16 protein-coding genes are annotated in these 22143 nt (G+C 63.0%); 4 read left to right on the top strand and 12 right to left on the bottom strand.

From position 1 onward, the window contains the following. Positions 1-4: 4 nt before the first annotated feature. From ACFE77_RS07800 to ACFE77_RS07760, 9 genes are all read right to left on the bottom strand, one after another. The gene (locus ACFE77_RS07800) at positions 5-748 is read right to left on the bottom strand and encodes an SDR family oxidoreductase (protein WP_375421069.1); all 744 of its coding nucleotides are present in this window, start codon (positions 746-748) and stop codon (positions 5-7) included. Continuing rightward, positions 748-2073, bottom strand: coding sequence for an FAD-binding protein (locus tag ACFE77_RS07795; RefSeq protein WP_375421068.1), 1326 nt, complete (start codon positions 2071-2073; stop codon positions 748-750). Before ACFE77_RS07795 ends, ACFE77_RS07800 begins: the two co-directional genes overlap by 1 nt. 11 nt (positions 2074-2084) lie before the next feature. Next, positions 2085-3527: a UbiA family prenyltransferase gene (locus ACFE77_RS07790; protein ID WP_375421067.1), complete on the bottom strand. Its 1443-nt coding sequence runs from the start codon at positions 3525-3527 to the stop codon at positions 2085-2087. Then, entirely contained in the window at positions 3524-4813 is a 1290-nt protein-coding gene (locus ACFE77_RS07785; protein WP_375421066.1) for an NAD(P)/FAD-dependent oxidoreductase, read from the bottom strand. The genes ACFE77_RS07790 and ACFE77_RS07785 overlap by 4 nt, the downstream gene beginning before the upstream one ends. 230 nt (positions 4814-5043) lie before the next feature. Beyond that, on the bottom strand, positions 5044-6252 hold the full coding sequence (locus ACFE77_RS07780) for a hypothetical protein (protein ID WP_375421065.1): 1209 nt from the start codon (positions 6250-6252) through the stop codon (positions 5044-5046). Positions 6253-6692: 440 nt separating this feature from the next. Beyond that, entirely contained in the window at positions 6693-7106 is a 414-nt protein-coding gene (locus tag ACFE77_RS07775) for a cupin domain-containing protein (protein WP_375421064.1), read from the bottom strand. 68 nt (positions 7107-7174) lie between these two features. Next, a complete protein-coding gene (locus tag ACFE77_RS07770; protein ID WP_375421063.1) occupies positions 7175-8215 on the bottom strand; it encodes an OmpA family protein in 1041 nt (346 codons plus the stop codon). Next, complete coding sequence (locus tag ACFE77_RS07765) at positions 8212-8766, bottom strand: hypothetical protein (RefSeq protein ID WP_375421062.1); 555 nt, start codon at positions 8764-8766, stop codon at positions 8212-8214. Before ACFE77_RS07765 ends, ACFE77_RS07770 begins: the two co-directional genes overlap by 4 nt. Positions 8767-8885: 119 nt before the next feature. Next, positions 8886-11885 (bottom strand): glycosyl hydrolase family 28-related protein, encoded by a 3000-nt coding sequence (locus ACFE77_RS07760; protein ID WP_375421061.1) that lies wholly within the window; start codon positions 11883-11885, stop codon positions 8886-8888. Positions 11886-12239: 354 nt separating this feature from the next. On the opposite strand from ACFE77_RS07760, the gene ACFE77_RS07755 reads away from it, so the two are divergent. After that, a complete protein-coding gene (locus ACFE77_RS07755; protein WP_375421060.1) occupies positions 12240-13325 on the top strand; it encodes a Gfo/Idh/MocA family oxidoreductase in 1086 nt (361 codons plus the stop codon). A 67-nt stretch (positions 13326-13392) separates the two neighbouring features. Here ACFE77_RS07755 and ACFE77_RS07750 read toward each other — a convergent pair whose 3' ends face one another. The 3 genes from ACFE77_RS07750 to ACFE77_RS07740 form a co-directional block, all read right to left on the bottom strand. Continuing rightward, positions 13393-15372, bottom strand: a complete 1980-nt coding sequence (locus ACFE77_RS07750) for a PAS domain-containing protein (RefSeq protein ID WP_375421059.1) — start codon at positions 15370-15372, stop codon at positions 13393-13395. A gap of 598 nt (positions 15373-15970) precedes the next feature. Next, complete coding sequence (locus tag ACFE77_RS07745; protein WP_375421058.1) at positions 15971-17086, bottom strand: AI-2E family transporter; 1116 nt, start codon at positions 17084-17086, stop codon at positions 15971-15973. A 223-nt stretch (positions 17087-17309) separates the two neighbouring features. After that, a complete protein-coding gene (locus ACFE77_RS07740; protein ID WP_375421057.1) occupies positions 17310-18923 on the bottom strand; it encodes a M28 family peptidase in 1614 nt (537 codons plus the stop codon). A 131-nt stretch (positions 18924-19054) separates the two neighbouring features. Here ACFE77_RS07740 and ACFE77_RS07735 point away from each other — a divergent pair, with 131 nt between their 5' ends. From ACFE77_RS07735 to cysN, 3 genes are read left to right on the top strand one after another with little or no spacing between them, the layout of a single operon-like run. Then, positions 19055-19270 (top strand): hypothetical protein, encoded by a 216-nt coding sequence (locus ACFE77_RS07735; protein ID WP_375421056.1) that lies wholly within the window; start codon positions 19055-19057, stop codon positions 19268-19270. 57 nt (positions 19271-19327) lie between these two features. Then, positions 19328-20227, top strand: a complete 900-nt coding sequence (cysD, locus tag ACFE77_RS07730; protein WP_375421055.1) for a sulfate adenylyltransferase subunit CysD — start codon at positions 19328-19330, stop codon at positions 20225-20227. Next, positions 20227-22140, top strand: a complete 1914-nt coding sequence (gene cysN / locus ACFE77_RS07725) for a sulfate adenylyltransferase subunit CysN (RefSeq protein WP_375421054.1) — start codon at positions 20227-20229, stop codon at positions 22138-22140. Before cysD ends, cysN begins: the two co-directional genes overlap by 1 nt. Positions 22141-22143: the final 3 nt, after the last annotated feature.

Genomic DNA, 22143 nt, shown 5'->3' with positions numbered 1-22143 from the left:
TCCGTCAGAGCGACAGGCGCTTGAACAATGGCTCGGGGATTGCCTTGATGATGGCCATCAGCGGGCGCCAGACGCTGCGCGTGTAGATCACGTCCCGGCGTGCCTGCTGACCAAGAAACACGGCGCGGCCGACCTCATCCGCCGAGGCTGTGATCAGCGGTGGCAGTTTCATGCCTTGCGTCATCGCGGTCGCGACGAAGCCTGGCTTCACCGTCATCACGTGGATACCCTTCTTGGCCAGGCTTGCGCGCAGCCCGGACAAGAAGGCGCTGAACCCGGCTTTGGCGGAGCCATAGATGAAGTTCGATGCGCGTCCTCGGTCACCTGCCACCGAGCTAATGCCGATGATGCACGCACCGTCCGTCCGACCCGCCATGGCGCGTGCGGCCGCGAGCAGGAAGCGCGCGGGCCCCGCATAATTGGTTTCCATGACCGTCTGCGCGGCACCATCGTCTTGCTGCGATTCGGTTTGATCGCCGAGCAACCCGGCAACCATCACGACCGTACCCGGAACAGCATCCAATCCGTTGAAGAACGCGTCAGGGTCCTTGCTGAGGACATCGAACTCAACCGTCTTGACCTCGACGGGATATCGCAGCGACAGATCGGCGCGATCGTCCTCCAGCCGAGAGGCATCCCGAGCACCAAGGACGATCGAGCAACCTGCTTCCGCGTAACGGCGCGCTATCGCCCGCGCGATGTCCGAGCGGGCTCCTAGAATGAGCACAGGCGAAGGCGGATTGATCATCAGATCTCCAGGCGTTGTGATAATCGTGATGCGTATCGATCGGTAAGGCCGTAGCGATTGCGTACCGCTCTGAACTCGTCGATACGCGGATAGCCGCGCGCAAAGCTCGGTTTGGCCCGAGCGTCTTTCGCCAAGTAAATGCGGCCCCCATGCTCCGCCGTGATCGCGTCCAGCCGGTCGAGCAACGCCAGATTGGTGTCGTTGACAGGGAAGTCGAGCGCCAACGTGTAACCGGGCTTCGGGAAGGAAAGCAGACCGAACGACTCGGCACCCATTCTCTTCAGCACTGCGAGGAACGATCCGCTTCCCGCGTTGCTAGTCTCGGTCAGAATCGTGCGCAGCGCTATTTCGCTGCTTTCGAGCGGGATCACGCACTGATATTGGACGAAGCCGCGCCGTCCGTAGATCCGGTTCCACTGCCCGATAGCGTCCAGCGGATAGAAATACGGGTAGAGTGGAACGATCGATTCGCCGCTTTTCTGCGCCGCGTAGTAAACGCTGTTGAAGCCACGCATGAAAGGGCTGGACAAGGCCCATGTCGGCATATCGACAGGTACCTTCAGCCGCGCAGATCGGCTCCGGCGATAGGGGTCATCGCGCGCAGGCTTGGGCAGTTCGCCGACCGCCGCATGTTCGCCTAGGAAGATGGCTGACCGACCCAGCCGGGCGCCCTTCGCGAGGCAATCGATCCAGGCAACTGAATAGGTCCAATCCATGCTCGCCTCGAACGTAGCGAGTGCCGCCGCAAGATCGGGTGCCCGGATCGTTCGCTGCCGAATGGAGGCGCTCGGTACCGGCTTCATCCGCACCGCCGCCCGCAGAATGATCCCGGTCAGCCCCATGCCGCCGCAGCTGGCAGCGAAGAGGTCGGCATGCTCATCGCGCGAGCAGCGCTGCAGCCGTCCGTCTCCGATCATCAGGTCGATCCAGTCGACGTGATCGCAGAACGAGCCTGCGACATGGTGGTTCTTGCCGTGTACATCGGCCGCGATCATCCCGCCGATGGTCACGTAGCGTGTTCCCGGCGTTACGGGCACGATCCAGCCGCGCGGCAGCATGACGTCGAGCAGATCGGTCAGCAGCAAACCCGCCTCGCAGACCAGTTGACCCGTCTCGGCATCGAACTCCAGCAGCCGGTTGAGCCCCTTGCTGGCGATCGTCAGGTCGATGCCAATCGCTGCGTCGCCATAGGAGCGCCCTGCCCCGCGCGCGACCGCACGCCCCCCATCCTGGCCGACGTTCAGCAACGCGCTCTTGTCCGCAGGGTGCAGCGTATCGCACGCAAGCATGGGATAGCGACCCCAGCCTGAGACGTCTTCCTTCACGGCCGCCGGCCTCATGTGGAGATCGCGATCACCACACCCGCGGCGGCGGCAACATACCAGCTCACGCGATCCGTCAAAGCGAACACCACGGGATCGTCATGCATTTCATTACGGTTCGAGAGCAGAAGAACGCGGCTGATCCAATACAAGATGAGCGGGCACATGAGCCACATGCGCGTGGGGTGCCCGTATAGCGCACGGACTTCATCGCTGGAAAGGTACAGTGCCACAACCAACACCGCGCCGTAACCAGCGGCAGCCGCCAACGGCATCAGCATCGCGAGATCCTCGACGCGGTAATTGCGCCCGTCGAGGCGATCCTCGCCGGTTTCGCGACGGCGTACCAATTCCGAACACCGTTTCTCGATCGCGAGGCAGAGGAACAGGAACAGGCTGAAGATCAGCAACCATTCGGACCCGGTGGCGGATATCGCCGCCAACCCGGCATACACCCTGATCGTATAGAGACCACCAAGCACGATGACGTCCACGATCGCCTTGCGCTTCAGCCACATGGAGTAGGCGAGCGTCGAGACGACATAGGCGGCCAGCACCCCGATGAATTGCAAGGGAAGCAGGCTGGCCACGCCGAGCGAGAAGACCATCAGCAATATGGCCAGAGCAACGGCATGCGAGATTGGTAAGTCGCCGGAAGCAAGCGGCCTCTTCCGCTTGCTCGGGTGCGAGCGGTCCCCCGGCAGATCGAGCAGGTCGTTGATGATGTAGGCGCTTGACGCTGCGGCACAGAAGCAGACGAACGCCGCTAGGGTCGTGCCGATCGCTTCAAGCTCGAAATGGTGGCCAGCAATGACGCCTAGAAACAGCAGGATGTTCTTCGACCATTGGTGCGTCCTCAACGTCTTAACGTAGGACGCGGGCTTCACACGTGGTCTGGCGATCACGCGTACGTCATCGAAGACCCGATTTACCTGTTTTTCTAAAGCCGCATCGTGCGCGACGACGTACTGAAGCCGCGAACTGCGCCATACTGCGATGTCCACGGCGCGATCACCGACATAGTCGTACCCACGTTCGCCGAACTCGTCATTGAGGCGCTGAGCTTTGGCGGATCCCGCGAGATTGGCGTTCGCTGTGGTGCCGAAGACACCGGCAATGCCGCCGATCCGGTCGGCCAGGCTTCGCACATAACGTTCGTCAGACGCCGACGCGAGGTAGACCGGCCGCCCTGCCGCTTGGGCAGCTCGGATGAGGTTCACCGTCTCGTCGCGCAGCGGCATCGTCGAGACTGGCGGCGAGATCCGGCTGCCCAATTGCGTCTTCAGATGGGCGCGCCCACGCAGAAGCCAAAGCAATAGCCGAGGCGCCTGTAACGGATGTTTCGCGATGAACTGGAGCGCTGCCTCATGCAGCAGATCAGTTCGCAGCAAGGTTCCATCGACGTCGACGGCGAGGGGCACGGCTGCAAGATCAACGAGGTTGGACTCTACGTTCACGACGACTGCTCCTCGAGCATCTCGGCCATCAGCTTACCCAGCCGCACGCTTTCGGAAATCCCACGATCCTCCGGATAGTAGAAGGATGTGTCGGCGACTTGCAGACCCTTGATCGGCGTCTGTATCGGCGGGATTGTGGCGGCGAAGCCTGGTGGACAGACCGGCTGTGCATAGCGAAGACGGCTGACCGTGCCGTCGATCCTGTCCGAAGGTTTCAGCGTCGGGTTGAGCCGACATACGTAACCCCAAGCCTCATCGAGCAGTTGCTCGTCGCTCCACGACCATTTGGGATGCGTTAGAGGCATGTAATAAGGTACGAAGACGATCGTTTCGTCCGTTGGGCGCAGATTGGAAAACTCCACGATTCCGGGAATTTCGATGGCCGGATCGCTGATATTGACCCAGAAATGGGGCGACACCGATCTCTTGAGCCGGAAGACGAGGCAACACACGCCAATGTTGATCACCGAAGCGTAACGCTCTGCCCATTCGGCAGGAAGATCCGGAACCATCGGTGCGACGAGTGGGGTCGGCACCGTCGAAATGACTGCGTCGGCGGTTAGCACGCCCGCAGCCGTTCTTACGCCCGTCACCCGGCCGTCCGCTACCTCTACCCGCTGTGCGGGGGTCGCGAGTTGAACCGCCCCGCCGTTCGCCTCGATGCCATCGACCAGCGCACGAACGAGCGTCTCGCTGCCTCCTTCCAGGTAACCCAATTCTTCCTTGAAGAGAGAACGCCGCGATCGACCTATCCGCTTGACCCGCGTCCAGATCCAAGCTGCCGATATGTCGTCGGCGAACTCATAGAATTTGAGCCGAAACAACGGTTCCCACAAACGTTGATAGGCTTCCTTGCCGGCCCAGCGCGTGATCCACTCACGCGCGGTCTGGTGCTCAAGAGCGTGCCAATGCTCGCGTTTAGTCGATACGAACGCCAGCAGGCCGTAGCGCACCTTGGCCACAGCACTGACCGCGGAGAAGCGAAGAAGTGAGAACGGATCGCCCCAATCGCGCAGCTTGCCGTCGATGTAGAAACCCATCGTCGTTTGGCGCCACTTCAGGCGATCCGAGATGCCTAGATCCCGAAGGATATCGAACGTCGGCTGATCGGCCTTGCAGATGAAGTGGTAGAAACGCTCCAGCGATAGCCCGCCGAAGTCGAAATGCGCGGCCATGCCGCCTGCGACAGGTCCGGCTTCGACGACCGTTACTTCATGTCCCGCACTCGAAGCATGGTAAGCGGCTGCCAAACCCATGGCACCCGCGCCGATTACAATCACCCGCACGAACAGTCCCCCTAAGTAGGACGCATGTATCATGTACGTGGCTATAACCACATGCCAATCAGCTAAGAGCTTGTCCCGTAAGGGAACGATTCTCGCCGATCAGTCACGTTCGAAAGTAACGGTGCTTTTTGTTGCTGATTCAGATCAACTTAACGGAATGGTTTCCCACGCTAATCCAGCGCAGTTATCATGTGAGTCGGGCCGATTTGCCGCACGTAGCTTTTTGTTAACTAAGGAGCAGTAGCAGCCAGTCGCCATCCGGGCGCACATCGATCCATAAGCTTGGTATAAGGCACTCGGTTCGGCACCGGTGCGACTACATACCTCAGTCGATACAGCGTAAACGGTCGATCGTAGCGGCCAGATCCCAACGCCAGCATGCCCATAATCCCGACCACCCCTGCGATGAGCCGCAAGTCGGCAGGAGGGCTTTCCTCTTCCCACAGCGTCAACGTGGATGAAAGCAACCAAGCGTTCAACACGCTGAGTTGCGCCCAACGACCGATGTCGTTCGCAACCAATAATAGAAAGCAGCATGGGACCAGTGCCGCCAGCACGAACAATATATATCGTCGATAAAATGGCAGGATGATCAAGTACGCCAACACGGCAATCAGCGCCATCGATGACCAGAAGATATAGACTCCGCCTTCTTCTGCGTTCAGGCAGATCGCGTCTTTGACCCCTTGGGGCCCCGTAACCTGCATGTAAGTTGCCATAATCTGAGCATTGACAAAGAACGGATGTGCGCTCTTCGGAGCAGCGCTCAGCATGTGCATAGCTATCGTCTGAGGCGACGCAGAAAGTAACGCCTGCAAGATAAGCAATGCCGCTGTTCCGCTGGTCACGACGATCGAGGCGCGGACCATCGAAGATAGATTAAGCCTGCCCTTCGACCGAAGCTCTAGTGCCAAAGCCGCCAAGATCGGAAGTCCATAGATCAACGACGTCTCGTGAACCAAAGAGCCTAATACGAGAACGATCGAAGCCCGATACAGTTTGCCCGTTTGCATCAGTACGCAGGACCACACTATGAAGCCCGCTACCATCATATCGGTTCTGGTGAAGTCGAGTGACCAAGCCAAGAAGGTCTGAGGCGACACTATCAAGATCAGCAAAAAGAAAAGCGCAACTTTTACGCTGATCGTTTCAGCTAATCTTTTCACTATGGCACTTAGAGGGAGAGCGAGCCACACGACAGAAATCACGATGAAAAGTGCTGAACCTTCTATCCAGTTTTTCCCCAAGATGCGTACGATGGAACCACCTAGTCCACGACGAACAAACGCATCGTCGAAATAGTTGGTCGCTAAAACAGTCCTGCTATATACTAACGATCTGTGAAGCTGAAGAACATCTCGCAATTTGTCGGATGCGTAAGATTGATAGATATGACGACAACCCATGAAGACAATCAAGGCGAAGGCAATGCTTGCCAACAGCAATGCCGCCTTCCGCCCAGACCTTCTACTTAGCTGAGCGACCAATCTGCCTAAAAGCAAGGAGAACGCGATTTGCACCGCTCGCAGGTCAATCATCTGATCTTGCGCCGGCCATATTCGTCCTTCACCGCAGAAAGCGTTCCGGTCACACATCACCAAGGCGCACACCGCCTGGCGCACACGATGGCGGACATTCGGCGGCTACCCGAACACGCCAGCCAATGCGATAGTGCTCTGAGCAGAAAGCTGGCCGATGCTTAACCTATCGCCCCCCTGCCCCACGAGCCGTGGCGATCGCCTCTGCTGTGCTGATCGGCCGCTCCTGAACCCTGGAGCAAGCTAGCCTTCACCTCCTGAGTTGAGCAAGCCTTGGAGCGGCAGCCTCGTGCTTTTCGTAAGCTGCCGCCCAGTCAGGGCTGTCGCCAACTTTCCAACCTTCATTGCTGTCCGACATCAGGTGCGAGCTGCACGAGCGGCTTGCCCTTCTCCACGATGTAGGTGGCAAGCTCGGCACCGTTGCCCTTGCCAGGATTGTACGCTTTGTGTGCCACACCTGCCGGGATGAAGAGAACCTCGCCAGCCTTGTAGGTTGCAGGGCTTTTCCCCTCCAGCTGATACTCGAGCGCGCCTTCGAGGACGTAGATGACCTCTTCACCCGGGTGGCGGTGCCAAGGCGCCGTGACCCCGGGAGCGATATCGATGCGCGCTTGAATAGTCTCTCGGTCGACGATCGATAGATCATGCTGCTGGAGATGCGTGCGCTTCACGCCCGGCTGACCTTGCATGGTTGCAGCTAAGGTTCCCGAGGCGATGAGCGCTGCTGCGATCGCAAAACCAACTTGTTTGTGCATTGGCGTATCCTTGTCGCGGGACGTTCACAGCCTGACACTGCTAGGTGCTATGAATTCGGTGATGAAGCCTACGGTGCGCCCGGCTTCGACGTTGGCGTCGCTGTTGGTCCGGCGCCCTTAGGCAGGATGACCTCGACCCGCCGGTTACGCTGGCGTCCCGCCTCGTCGTCGCTTGCGTCCGCGTTGGCATTCGGCGCGATCGGACGAAGTTCCCCGAGGCCGATCGTCCGCAACCGGGTGGCATCGACCCCCTTTGTGACCAGATGCGCCTTCACAGCCTCGGCGCGTTGCTCGGACAGGCGCTTGTTGTAGGCGTCGTCGCCCTTCGCGTCGGTGTGCCCCTCGATTATGATATCGCCAGCGGCACCGGCGGTGATCAGCTGGGCAAGACGCCCGAGGGTCGGTTCTGCGTCCTGCCGGATCGTCGCCTTGTTGAAGTCGAAGGTGACGTCGCCCGGGAGTGACACGATCGTGCCCCGGTCACTCTCGACCGCGCCCAATTCCGATTTCAGCTTATCGACGGCGGACAGGCTGCTGGTCGCCGTGCTGGCGGCGCCGAACTGCGACCCGGCGGCCGCTGCCAGCCCAAGGCGCGATACCGGCAGCGCGCGCATGTTCGAGAGAGCCGATTGCTCGGCGACATCGCCGCCCCCGGCGCTGTCGAGCGGCAGTGACACGTCGAAGCGTGGCGACGAGGTATATTGGCTATCCCGGCTGCTGTTGCCGTTCAGGATCAGTGTCGCCGTTCCCGATGAGGGCAACTTCCCAGTGAAGACGAGCGTCCCGTCCATCGCCTTACCCGGCGGGACCGAGAGCTTGGCGTTGGTGGCTGAGGGTACCAGCAACAGCTTCTCGCCACCGTCGGCGACGATGTAGCTGTCCTCGTTGCCCGAAGTCAGCGTGATGTCGCGGTCGCGGCCATTCAGGATGCGGATCGAGACCGCCACCCGATCCCCCGATCGGTCGAGCGACAGGATCTGGAACACTGTCGCATTGGGGTGAACGACCTGCGCGTCGATCGGCTTTCCTTCGCCGCCGAACGAGCGCAAACCGCCGTCGCACGATGCCGTTACGACCATCGCGGCGATCGCGACTGCACGGCGGATCATCGCGTCGCACCCGCATCACCGCCCGCGAGCGGCAGGTCGATCCGAAAGCCCGGTGTGGTGGTGTATTCGTTGTCGCTCGAGCTGTTCTCGTTCAGGACCAACACCGCCGCCCTTGCCGTCGGTAATCTTCCAAGGAAGACGAGCTCGCCCTCGAATGTCTGCCCGGCCGGGATCGTCAGCCGCGTGTTGGTCGTCGGCGGCGACAGATAGAGCCGCTCGCCGCTGTCGAGCAAAAGATACCCGTCGCGATTGCTGTTGAAGCGGTTGAGATCGATATCCCTGTCGCGGCCGTTGATCACGCGGATACCCACGGCGGTTTCGGTCGGGCGCGACTGCAACGACGTGAGCTGCAGCACCGACCCGTTCGGATGCGCCACCTGAACGTCGAGCGGCTTGGATTTGCCTCCGTTCCACAGGGTGGACTGCGTGCCTGCATTTGGCGGAGCCGTGACGGGTGCCGCACCATTATCTGCCTCCGGCGCTGTCGACTTCTGGCATGCGGCCAACGACATCGTGAGAAAGGCCGTCAAAGCCAGTTTGGGAAGGGTCATACTGCGATCTCCAAAGACTTGGCAGCGGCACCGGCGTCCGCCCTCAGCATTCGTACGGGGGGTCTAAATACATCAGTCGCGCCATTCATGGCGAGATAAGCCGATCTTGCAGCCGTTCGTCAGATCGGCGCGGCATAAAGAGCATGATGCGCGAGGATGAACAATGTCGAGCCGTTCACACCGCCAATGACCAATTGCAGCGGCCGTTCGGGTACATCAATGCGCCCGCGCAACTCTCCGCCTGGTCCATAGACGAAGATCTGCCCGTTTGCGACGTACAGGTTGCCGGACTTGTCGCGAACCACGCTTTCACCACCGCGATCAGCAGCGACGCGCAGATCGCTGAGCGCGCCACCGTCACCGACGATGCCGCTGTAGGTCCGGTTCTCGGACGCATTCGTCAGCAGAACACGTTCGCCGACCTTTGCGCCGATGAAGCCATAGGCATCGAGCGCGTCGGACCAGCGCCAGCCCTGGTGATCTTCGGGCCCCTGGTTCCAGGTGCGGAACGCCGGCAACACCAGCGAGCCATCGGGCGAGACATACTCCCTGGCCTTGGGCTCACGCATCTTCTGCAGGAAGAAGTCGGCGAGCGGAGGAAATTCATACGTCTTGGGATCGATCCTGTCCGCAAACTCCCCGTTCGCCCACACGTTGACCGGCAACAAGGTACGTGCCGCAGGTCGGGAGCGCGTCGCGGTCGGCTCGATCACACGGATCCGCTCGGGGCTGTCCGGCGCGATGCTGTAGACGGTGCCATCGCGACCGGCGGAGGACAGGACCAGCAGATCGCCCGACCTGTCCACGGCGAGGTTGACCGGATCAATCGGCGCTTCGGTCAGCGTGGTGAGCCCCTCGGTCTCCGACCAGCCGTGAATGCGGTTGAAGAAGCGATCGATGAAGTAGAGCTTGCCCTTCCCGTCCGTCGCACCGCCACCGATCGAATAGAAGCCGTCGGCGACCTTCACGATACCGGCCGAAACCGGGATCGCCGCGGACCTCACCGCTGCCGCCGGTGCGGGCGGCACATCCAGCTTCGCGAACTCGCGCTCGCGGACTTCCTGCCCACGCGTGATATCCTTGATCGCGTTCTCGAACGGGAATTTGCTCGCTCGCGTGAACGTGCCGCAGCCTTTCGGGTCGCAGTGCGCGAAGCTGTTGTCCGCGTTCACGTGAACGTTGCGAAACCTGATGTTTCCCGACCGTGTGAGGCGCACGGCAGTGTCCATCGGCTTGATGGAGCGAGTGACGCGGTAGCTGTGGTAGTTCGCGAAGAGGATGTTGTGCGAGTCGTGGAACTCGGTCGAGACCGCATTGACGCCGTCGCGCACCTCCTGCTCGGTCTGCGGCGCCAGGAACTCCCAATTTTCCACGTTCCGAAGGACGATCTCGTTTCGGAAATGATGTTCGGCAGACAGCTCGTAGACATGCCCGGGCGTCTTGGTGTCGGTGACCAGGAATCCGGTCGAAGCCAGTCCGTTCGGTGACCAGATCCCGGAGAATGTGCCACCGCCGCCATCAGTCACCCAGATGCTGGCGTTTTGCCCGTCGAACCGGGCGCCCGGGTCGTTCGCGCCCGATGTCTTGCCGCCGAATGCGACCGACGGCCCGTGAATGCGCACGTCGTTCACCATCGACGTCTCGCCCGCTTTCCACAGCAACGCCGTGGCGCGCGGGTTGATCGATCCGGTCCAGAGACCAACGCCGGAAACGAGCGCGTTGCCGCCCTTGGCGCTCTCGAGCAGCGCCTTGGCACTGCCAGTTCCGGCATAGGCCGGCGTGTCGTTCGCCAGCATGATCTGCGTCAGATTGGGGTGCAGCGCGATCAAAACGCTGTCGGGGCGAAGCTTCAGCGTATCCGTCACGCGGTAGCGCCCAGCCGGCAGGTAGACCGTCCGATGCGTATCGATCGCGCGTTGCAGGGCCGCCGTGTCGTCGGTGACTTCGTCGCCCTTGACGCCTAGCGATTGGGCATTGGCCCAGCTGCGCACCGGCGGCAACGCGCGGATTGCCGGGCGACGCCGGGTCGGCTTCGAGGAGAGCTTCACCATGTCGATGTCGGTCGCGTACTCTCCCGTCGTGCCCAACCCGGGCAGCTTCAGGCCGTAGGAAAAGTCTTCGACGCGCCAGGCAGCCCCCTGTCCGGCGACGGTTTTGCCGCTTTCGGCGAACCGGGCGAACACGGGCGTATTCAGGCCAACCGCGTTGTCGAAGCCGATCTGCGTGAAGACGCTGTTTTCGGTGGCAACCACGACCCCCGCATCCGAGACGTTCTCGAAGCGCACGTCCTTGCCCCACAACGAGTCGGAATAGCCGCGGTCGATCTTGATGCCGACAGGCGTGTCGCGGATGGCAACGTTCACCAGCGTCAGCCCGACCTCGTGCTCGCGGATCGCCGCCTCGCGTTGGCCCTCGAACTCGGAATCCAGCAACGTGAACTGCCAGGCCGGCGAGGTCTTTTCAGAGATGATCCCGTAGCGCCCGCCGTAGAAACGCAAGTTCTCGCCCACGTTGCCGACCTGATAGAGACCGGCCAACCCTGAACCGAGGTGAAAGTCGGCGTTGCGGACAAAGGCGTGCTGGGCAACCCGGAAACGCACCGCCACGGCGCCCGCATTGCCCTGCCCCATCGCGAAGTCGACGTTCGACAGCGCCGAGTAGAAAGTCGTCTGCGTCGCGTCGAATACGGTCGGATCGAACGGACGCGTGGTCGGCGGCGGAATCGGCGGCTTGCCGGCGCGGTACTGATCGTCGCCGGTGAAGCTCACCACCGCGGCGACACCATCCGCATAGCCGGGTGTGTTGTCTGCCAATACGATCACGGGGCGCGTCTTGCCGACCCCGAACAAGCGGACCGCGGACCGCAGAAGGATGGTGCGCGTGACGCGATAACGGCCCGAGGGCAGGAAGACGATGCCGCCCTTGGTGCCCCCCGTCGCCACCGCTGCATCGATCGCCCGCTGTATCGCTAGCGAATCGTCGGCACGCCCATCGCCAACGCCGCTCACGACGATTGCCGAAGGTTCGTCGGGTCGGGTCAAGTAGACGGAGGTGGACGCAGCAAAAGAGGGGGCAGCGAGACCGATCGCAACCAAACCGGACAGCGTAACAGCCTTCATGCTCTTCCCATCTTCAGTCGGCGCCGCTCTCGCTACGCCCATTGTCTTGCATCACTTTCGTTGCATGCCGGCCGCCTGTCAAAACGTAACGACATGAATAATCCGGATCACCTCCATGCACATGCAGCGGCATTCGTTGCGCTTGGAAGGCAAGTATGATGAACTATGACAGGCGAATAGATGGTCCCATTGAGGAGATCGGCGATGGTTGACGGTGTCTTGACCCGGAGAGGTTTCCTCAACGCTGGCGGCGGAGTCGCAGCTGCGTCGTTGGCGGCGAGTGCTGGTTCAGCAGCCTTGTTTGCTCAAGGGCGCGGCGGCCCGTCTCCGGCGGGTCAGCCCCTACCGGACGGCGTGAAGCTGCCGTCATCGCCACCCCGACGCAAGCGTCCGGACAGCGTCGGGTTCGCGATCGTCGGCCTGGGCGGCTACGCGCTCAATCAGATGATGCCGCGGTTCGAGCAGACTGAGCGGGCGCATATCGCCGCGATCGTGTCTGGCAGCGCGGACAAGCTGCGCCGGGTGGGTGAGGCTTACGGCATCCCGCCCGATGCTCGTTATTCTTACGCGGATTATGCGAGAATTGCTGCCGACAAGCGGATCGACGCGGCGTACATCGTCCTGCCGACGGGAATGCACGCGGCATGGGCGATCCGTGCATTCGCCGCGGGTAAGCACGTGCTGTGCGAGAAGCCGATGGCGCTTTCGAGCGCTGATTGCGAGCGGATGATCGCGGCCGGGCGCCGCGCGAATCGCAAGCTGATGATCGCCTACCGGTCGCATTTCGAGCCGTACAATCTCGAAGCCATGAAGCTCATGCGGCAGAAGGCGGTGGGCGACATCCGGCTGGTGCGGACCGAACAATCCTATCGAATGGGACCGACCAGTCCGGGCGAGAATTGGCGCACCAATCGCGCGCTGGCGGGTGGTGGTCCGCTGGAGGATTTCGGGATCTACGGTCTCCAATCGGCGCTCTATCTCACGGGCGAGATGCCGGAGAGCATCAGCGCGACCACTTTCCGACCGACCGACGATCCTCGTTTTGCTGAGATCTTCGCACACGTGTCGTCGCAATGGCGCTTCCCGTCCGGCGCGGTAGCGCAACTGGTCACGTCCTATGACTCGGCCGGTGCGAACTTCGCGCATGTCCGCGGCACCAAGGGCGTGCTGATCATGGATCCCGCAACGAGCTATGCCGGGCAGAAAATGACGCTCGAGGTCGGCGGCAGCCGCGAACTGAACCCGGGCGACCCGAGCGTCCAGTTCGCCCGTCAACTCGATCACTTCGCAGATGCGGTGCGCGACGGTACCGCGATCAAGACGCCCGGCGAGATGGGCTTGCGCGACGTGCGGCTGATCGAAGCCATATACGCGTCCGCGAAGGCGGGAAGAACGGTGGACCTGACACCGGACGGAAGAATGAGGTCGCCACGTCGTTAGTGGCTCGACGGAGCAGCAGCCGATCTTGGGCGGTGTCGTCGCGCCGTCACGCCAACGGGCCTGAACGTCAGATCGCGATAAGCTCGCGGATACGCGTTGCGAGCGCGTCCATGGCGAACGGCTTGGTCATGACGTGCATGCCGGGATCGAGGTGGCCGTGGCTGAGCACCGCATTCTCCGCATAGCCGGTGATGAACAGCACCTTCAGATCGGGACGCCCGGTTCGCGCCGCATCGGCGACCTGCCGACCGTTCAAGCTGCCCGGCAGCCCGACGTCGGTCACGAGCAGATCGATCCGCGTGTTCGAATTCAGGATCTTCAGGCCCGCTGCCCCGTCTTCGGCCTCGAGCGCGTGATAGCCGAGATCGGACAGCACCTCGGTGACCAGCATCCGCACCGTCGGCTCGTCATCGATGACCAGGACCGTTTCACCCTCGCCCCGGGGCGCCTCGGAAGCCTCTGCTGACGGCTGATCCTCGGCAGCCTCGCCCCAATGTCGTGGCAAGTAGATGCACACCATCGTTCCCTGATCCGGCTCGGAATAGATGCTGACCGCGCCGCCCGATTGCTTCGCGAAACCGTAGATCATCGATAGCCCGAGACCAGTGCCGACGCCGATCGGCTTGGTCGTGAAGAAGGGATCGAACGCCTTCGCGATCACCTCCGGGGTCATGCCAGTTCCCGTGTCAGATACGCAAAGTGAGATGTACTGGCCCGGCTCGACCCCACGATCCTTGGCGGTCCGGCTATCGAACCACCGGTTGGCGGTCTCGATCGTGATCTTGCCGCCATCGGGCATCGCGTCCCGCGCATTGATGCACAGGTTGAGGATTGCGCTTTCCAGTTGGCTCGCATCGATCAGGCTGGACCAAAGTCCTGCGGCATTCACGGTTTCGAGCTGTATGTTCGCGCCGATCGTGCGGCCGATCAGGTCCTCCATCCCATTGACGAGGTGCTTCACGTCGGTCGGCTTGGGTGCCAGCGTCTGGCGCCTGGAGAATGCCAGCAATCGGTGCGTCAGCGCCGCGGCTCTGGCGGTCGCGCCCTGGGCGGCAGTGGTGTATTTCTCGACCTCAGCGACACGCCCCTGCGCGAGCCGCATGTTGATCAGCTCCAGCGAACCCGAAATGCCCGCGAGAAGGTTATTGAAATCATGCGCCAACCCGCCGGTAAGCTGCCCGACCGCTTCCATCTTCTGCGCTTGGCGGAGCATCTCCTCGCGCCGTAGCTCTTCCGAAATATCACGACCGACCGTGTAGAAGGTGTTCACGTTTGCGCCCGCGTCGGGGACCGACGACCACGCGAACTCGACCGGGCTGCCGTCGGCTTTGAGCAGGCGAATATGGAACTGGTGCGCCGGTTCGCCGCTGCTGAGCTTTTTGATGGCGTCTGCGGTGGTGCCGAGGTCGTCGGGATGGACGATCTCGGAGAACGGCCGCGCGAGAAGCTCCTCGTCGGGTCTGCCGAGGATCTGCGACCATGCCGGGTTCACCGACTTCAGGTAACCATCGAAGCTAGCAACCGCGAACAGGTCGCGCGAGAGCCGGAAGAACCCGTCCCGTTCGGCAGCAGAGCGCCGATCGGCAATGACCTGATCGGTGATCTCCGAGCACGCGCAGAAGAAGCCTTGAACCTGGCCCTCGTCATTCCTGATCGGCGTGTAGGAGAAGGCGAAGTGCGTCTCCTCCCGAAAGCCGCGGCGTTCCATCACCAGCGTGATGTCATCCATGTGGACGGCTGATCCGGCATAGGCCTGGTCCACGATAGGCGCGAGGTCCGCCGCGATCTCCGACCACACCGCTAGAAAGGGGCGGCCGAGCGCCTGCGGATGCTTGCTCGCCAGCACCTGCGCATAGCCGTCATTGTACAAAAGGATCTGGTCGAGACCCCAGACGATGAACATCGGCTGCTTGGCGTCGAGCATAACGCCGACCAATGCTTTCAACGGCGCGGGCCAGTTCGCGGCCGATCCGAGCGAGGTATCCCGCCACGCATAGCTACGTATCGCCGCGCCCATCTGGCCGCCGCCATTGAGGAAGCTCAACATCGATCCCACGCCCCCTGACACTCTAATCGGTGTTAGTAGGGCCTTTGACGAGAGCTAGGTTCCGCCGCAAGCTTTACGGCTGTTTCACGGCATTTAGCTTGTGCTCGAAATCGCTGGCCGGCTGCTGACTCGTTGCCGAAAGCATACGCCCGCTCGTTCGAATTGGATCGACGGCCACCGGCTCCGCATGGGCCACCGTCCGCGATCTGCAACGTCCGACCTGCTGATCAGATCGGAGCCTCCTCGGATGTGCCATAGCGGGATTCAGCAAGAATGTTGTTCATGTAAGCTGCATGCACCCTCCCGATAATGCCAGCTCGGTCGGTGTCCGACCAAGTCGGAGCGTAGCGTGGAAGATGCAGTGAATTGGTATGCGGAGGCGCATTTGTGCCTTCGCTCGGGCGTACGAGGAAAGAAGGCGACTGAGTTGTTCCGGGGCCAGATCGCAGAAGCCATCCACATGGCGCTATCGAGAAGCGAGGACGAGAGGGCTCGCCTGTTCATCTCCTGCGAGGCGATCGACCAGAAGCTGTCCTGGGCCAGGATCGCGAAACTTGCGGCTCGGTCGGACTTTCCAGTGATCGTCTAAAGCCTGTGATTAGGCGCGCGGATCGCTGGCCTGACGCTCATCGACAACCGGTTCGGTGGTCGCGGGGCGCTGCCGTTCCTCGCTCAGTATCTGCCATCCGGTCAAGAACAGCGCGCCGACCAGCGGACCGATGACGATTCCGCTCAGACCGAGCAGCGAGATGCCGCCGAGTGTGGTGACCAGCACTAGCCAGTCTGGGATGCCGGTGTCTCGCCCGACCAAGATCGGTCGCAAGATGTTGTCGATGAGACCGATCACGAGGACGCCCGACAGGACTACCACGATCGCCTGCCAGATCGCACCGGTCGCCAACAGGTACAGGGCGACCGGCGCCCAGATCAGCGCCGGCCCGACCGCCGGCAGCAGGGCGGCGATGGCCATCAGCATGCCCCAGAGCAGAAAAGCCGGCAGCCCGACGATCCAGAATGTGATCGCGCCGAGCGCGCCTTGCACGAGCGCTACGACGCCCGACCCTTTGATCGTCGCGCGAACCACCGCCACGAACTTGTCCGCGAGCCGTTCGGCGACGACCGGCTCCAGCGGCAAGGCTCGCACGATGATGCCGCCGATCTCCTCGCCATCGCGCAACAGGAAGAAGGTGACGTACAGTCCGACGCCAAAGGCGAGCAGGAAGGACGCTGCATTCCGCCCAATCGACAGGGCCTGCCCGGCGATGATGCTGACGCTGCTTCCGAGTGCGGTGGAGATGCGCGCTTGTACGTTGTTGAAGCTGTCGAGGCCGGAGCTGTCGGCCAGCCGCTGCAGGCGCATCGGCAGCGCGTCGTGCATCTGCTTGAAGTAGGTGGCGAAGTTGATCTGGCCGCTGCGCACCTGATTGTAGACGCTCGCTGCCTGGTCGAGCACCAGGCTGGCGACGATCATCGTCGGTATCACGACGGCGAAGGTGATGATGAGCAGCGTCAGCGCCGATGCGAGGTTGGCACGGCCGGGAAGCCGCGTGAGCAGGCGTCGGAAGATCGGCTGAAACAACACCGCCGCTAACGCCGCCCACAGCAGCGCCCCCGCGAAATCCGCCACGACCGCAATGAAGGCGACCGTGATCAGCGCGAGGAAGAGGATCAGACCACCATGCTCGATCCGTTGGCGCTGCGCTTGACGCTCCATACTCGATATACCCTGTTACATCTTCGAAGATCGAGCCGTACCGACCTGTCGTCGACCCGATAGAGACTCAGGCGCCTAACGCGTCACACCGGTGGACGTGCCCGCCGTTTCGATGCTCGGGTGATTTCAGGCTGAGGTTGCTGATGTCGCAGACATGGTCAGGCCGGTCGGCATACCGCCCGCGAGATCCGAACCAGCCCTGCATTGGCCGCCGCCGCCCACATCAGCGACGCTCGCCGGCGGTCTTGGCGCGCTCGGCCGCGAACGGCTCGGCCGCGTTCCATCCTGGCCAGCTCGTCCCCTCGGCGATCTCTTTACCCAGCGCATAGGCGACGCTGCCCTCCTGCGCGGCGCCGGTCATGTTCCAGCGCGCGTCGAATTCGTCACAGGTCTGATGGTAGCAGCGCGAGTTGTACGCAGCGCGCGTGCGCTCGCCCGCTGCCATCCCGCCGTTCACCACGTCCCGCCCGGCACGGAAATAGACGCCGGGCACGCCCTTCTGCGCAAACGCGTAATGATCCGAACGGAAGTACCAGCCGGCTTCGGTGTTCTCCTCCGGCATGACCGTCAGCCCTTGCGCTGCGGCGACGCGCGAGAGATCGGCCTCCATCGGCGTGCGCCCGACCCCGATCAACTCCAGGTTGCGGGTACGGCCGAGCACGACATGCGGGTCGAGGTTGAACTGCGCCGCGGTCGTCGACAGCGGAAGGACCGGATGATCGGCATACCAACTCGCGCCGAGCAAGCCCTTCTCCTCCGCGGTCCACAGGGCGAACACCACCGATCGGCGCGGGCGCGGCGCCTGTGTGTAGGCACGCGCGATCTCCAGCAGTGTCGCGGTGCCGGTGCCGTTGTCGATCGCGCCGTTGCGGATCCGGTCGGCGGGCGGATCGAACGCATTCTCGCCATATGCATCCCAGTGCGCGCCGTAGAGGATGCTGCCCGCTCGTGGGTCGGTGCCGGGGAGCACGCCGACGATGTTGTGGCTCGCGACCCGGTCCATGGTGATCGTTGTGGTGGCGGAGAGCTGCGCACCCTTCAACGTCATCGCCCGGAAGTCGGCACGCTGCGCCGCGCGCTTGGCAGCGGCATAGTCAACGCCGCCCTGCCGCAGCAGCGCGATGCCGATATCGTTGCGAAGCGTGCCGCGGACGCCGAACGCGGCGGGCACTTTCCCCTCATCCAGCGCATAGCCCGGCACCGCGTCACCCTTGGCGATCTGCAGCCACGGATAGCTCGATGGGAAGGTCTCGTGGATCTGCAGGAACGCCGCCGCCCCACGCTTTTGTGCTTCGGTGAGCTTGGTGCGTGCCGCCGGACTCGACGCGCGGCCGCCGAAGCCCAGATCGCGTTCGGCCTCGACGTCGGGATCGCCGGCCAGCGCCACCACCACCTTGCCGCGAACGTCGACGCCGCGATACGGATCATAGCCCAGCCGGGCATCGACGATTCCATAGCCGACAAAGACGATGTCCGCACGATCGAGCCTCGAGGTGCCGAGTATCCGCGAAGTCGCCGCGATCTCCACGCCCGGCGTCAACGCCCGCGTCGTATCGCCGAGCGTCAGCGCGAAACTCGCGCGATCGCGGGTCCAGCGCAGCAACGGCACCCGCTGCCGATAGCTCTTCCCTATCGCGGGCTCGAGCCCCAGCTGGGCGAACCGCCGTTCGAGGAAGGCGAGCGTCACTACCTCGCCCTCCTGGGTCGGACCGCGCCCGTGGAAATCATCGGCGCTGAGCGTGCGGACATCGGCCTTGATCCGCTCGGCGGACAGGAGGGGCGGCACCGGATCGGTGGCGGCGGCGAGTAGGAGCGCGAGGGGTAGCAGGATCTTCATCGGCGCAGATTGGCCGCGAAACCGGGCGTGCACAACCGTCGACAGCGTCGGGTTAACTTACAGGTAACCACGTTCGTTAAGCCCGGATCTCGGAAATCCGCCATTGGCCCATCGCTTGCAACGTCGCCATCATGAACAAGATCGCGCGCCTCTTCACGATCAAGACCAAGTTCGAGGCCTTCGTCGTGATATACGGGCTCGGGCTTGGCGCGGTCGAACGCGGCGTTCATTATCTCCAGCAATATCCCGGCTATGGCGGCTGGCTGCTGTTCGCGGTGTCGCCGCTCGCGGTGTTCATGGCGGGCACGCGGATCCTGGATTCGGTCGAGCGGTCGCAGGCCGACTAGGGCCCGGCACAGGATAACTTGGTCGCACATATCGTCGGCGTCGTTATCTCGACGCCCATGAGCGGGCTCACCCACCTTCAACGGCTCGAAGCCGAAAGCATCCACATCCTGCGCGAAGTCGTCGCGGTGGCGGAGCGGCCGGTGATGCTCTATTCGGTGGGCAAGGACTCCGCGGTCATGCTGCACCTAGCCAAGAAGGCGTTCTTTCCGGCCCGACCGCCCTTCCCGCTGCTCCATGTCGACACGACGTGGAAGTTCCGTGCGATGTACGACCTGCGCGACCGCGCCGCCGCCGCAGCGGGGATGGAACTGCTCGTCCACCGCAATCCCGAAGCGGAGGCGGCGGGGATCAATCCGTTCGATCACGGCAGCCGCCACACCGATCTGTGGAAGACCGAGGGACTGAAGCAAGCGCTGACCGCGGGCGGCTATGATGCCGCGTTCGGCGGCGCGCGCCGCGACGAGGAGAAGAGCCGCGCCAAGGAACGGATCTTCTCGTTCCGGTCCGCCGTGCACGGCTGGGATCCGAAGGCGCAGCGGCCGGAGCTGTGGCACCTGTTCAACGCGCGGATCCACAAGGGCGAGAGCATCCGCGTGTTCCCGCTGTCGAACTGGACCGAGCTCGACATCTGGCAGTACATTCTTGCCGAGGGGATCGAGATCGTCCCGCTCTATTTCGCGGCGCCGCGCCCAACCGTCGAACGCGACGGCATGTTGTTGATGGTCGACGACGATCGTTTCCGGCTGGCACCGGGCGAGCAGCCGGTGGAACGGTCGATCCGCTTCCGCACGCTCGGCTGCTATCCCCTCACCGGCGCAGTTGAGAGCAAGGCGGACACCCTGCCCGCGATCATCCAGGAAATGCTGCTCACCACCACCAGCGAACGCCAGGGACGCGCAATCGACCACGATCAGGCCGCGAGCATGGAGAAGAAGAAGCGCGAGGGGTATTTCTGATGACCGCGTACACCCCCGACGCGCTCGTCGCCGCCGACATCGACCAGTATCTCGACACGCATGCCCGCAAGTCGATGTTGCGGTTCATCACCTGCGGGTCGGTCGACGACGGCAAGTCGACGCTGATCGGGCGGCTGCTCTACGATTCGAAGACGATCTTCGAAGATCAGCTCGCCGCGCTCGAGGCGGATTCGAAGCGGCTCGGCACCCAGGGCCAGAACATCGACTTCGCGCTGCTGGTCGACGGGCTCGCCGCCGAACGCGAACAGGGCATCACGATCGACGTCGCCTACCGCTTCTTCTCGACCGAGAAACGCAAGTTCATCGTCGCCGACACCCCCGGCCACGAACAATATACCCGTAACATGGTCACCGGTGCTTCGACTGCGGACCTCGCGGTGATCCTGATCGACGCGCGCAAGGGCGTGCTGACCCAGACAAGGCGCCACAGCTACCTCGCGCAGCTCGTCGGCATTCGCGAGATCGTGCTGGCGGTCAACAAGATGGACTTGGTCGGTAACGACGAGGGGGTGTTCGACGCGATCGTCGCCGATTACCGCGCGTTCGCGACCTCGATCGGGATCGATCGCTTCACCGCTATCCCCTTGTCCGGACTGACCGGCGCCAACGTCGCAGCCGGGTCCGACGACATGCCGTGGTATGACGGCCCGGCGCTGCTGCCGCATCTCGAGAGCGTGCCGGTCGATGCGGATCGCGCGGCATCGGGGCCGTTCCGCTTGCCGGTGCAGTGGGTCAACCGGCCCGATCTCGACTTCCGCGGCTTTGCGGGCACGATCGCCAGCGGCGTGGTCCGTGCCGGCGACGCCGTGCGGGTGGTGCCGTCGGGACGCACCACCAGCATCGCGCGGATCGTTGCCGCTGACGGCGACCGGGACACCGCGCAAGCGGGAGAAGCGGTGACGCTTGTGCTCGCCGATCAGGTCGATTGCTCGCGCGGCGACGTCATCGCCGCCGCCGCCGATGCGCCACAGGCCGCGAGCCAGTTTCAGGCGACGCTGGTCTGGCTCGACGATGCCGCGCTGGTGCCCGGCCGCGGCTATTGGCTGAAGCTCGCTACCCAGACGATCGGCGCAACGGTTCAGGCGCCGCGCCACGTCGTCGACGTCAACACCCAGGCCGAGCTGTCGGCCAAGACGCTCCAGCTCAACGATATCGGCGTCGCGGAGGTCTACACCGATCGCCCGCTGGTGTTCGAGCCCTATGCCGACAGCCACGATCTCGGCGGCTTCATCCTGATCGACCGCGAGACCAACGCGACGGTCGCGGCGGGCATGATCAACTTCTCGCTGCATCGTGCACAGAACGTGCACTGGCAGTCGATCGACGTCGGGCCCGCCGCGCATGCCGCGCAAAAGGGCCAGGTCCCGCGGGTGCTGTGGTTCACCGGCCTGTCCGGGTCGGGCAAGTCGACGATCGCCAACCTCGTCGAGAAGAAGCTCCACGCGCTTGGCCGGCACAGCTTCCTGCTCGATGGCGACAATGTCCGCCACGGGCTGAACCGCGATCTCGGCTTCACCGATGCCGACCGGATCGAGAATATCCGCCGCGTCGGCGAGGTCGCCAAGCTGATGACCGATGCGGGGCTGATCGTGCTTACCGCGTTCATCTCGCCGTTTCGGGCAGAACGTGACATGGTGCGCGCGATGTTGCCCGCGAACACCTTCGTCGAGATCTTCGTCGACACCCCGATCGAGGATGCCGAAGCGCGCGACGTGAAGGGCCTCTACGCCAAGGCGCGCGCCGGGCAGATCGCCAACTTCACAGGCATCACCAGCGCCTACGAACCGCCGATCGCGCCCGATATCCGCATCGACACGCGCCGCGAACGCGCGGATGCCGCGGCCGAGCGGATCGTCGAGCACATCCTCGGCGTGTGGAGCCCCGACCTGTGAGGA

This window comes from uncultured Sphingomonas sp. (assembly GCF_964243315.1).
In the GTDB taxonomy this organism is placed as follows: domain Bacteria; phylum Pseudomonadota; class Alphaproteobacteria; order Sphingomonadales; family Sphingomonadaceae; genus Sphingomonas.
The sequence above is the reverse complement of the archived record's forward strand: the minus strand, read 5'-3'. Positions and strand labels throughout refer to the sequence as shown.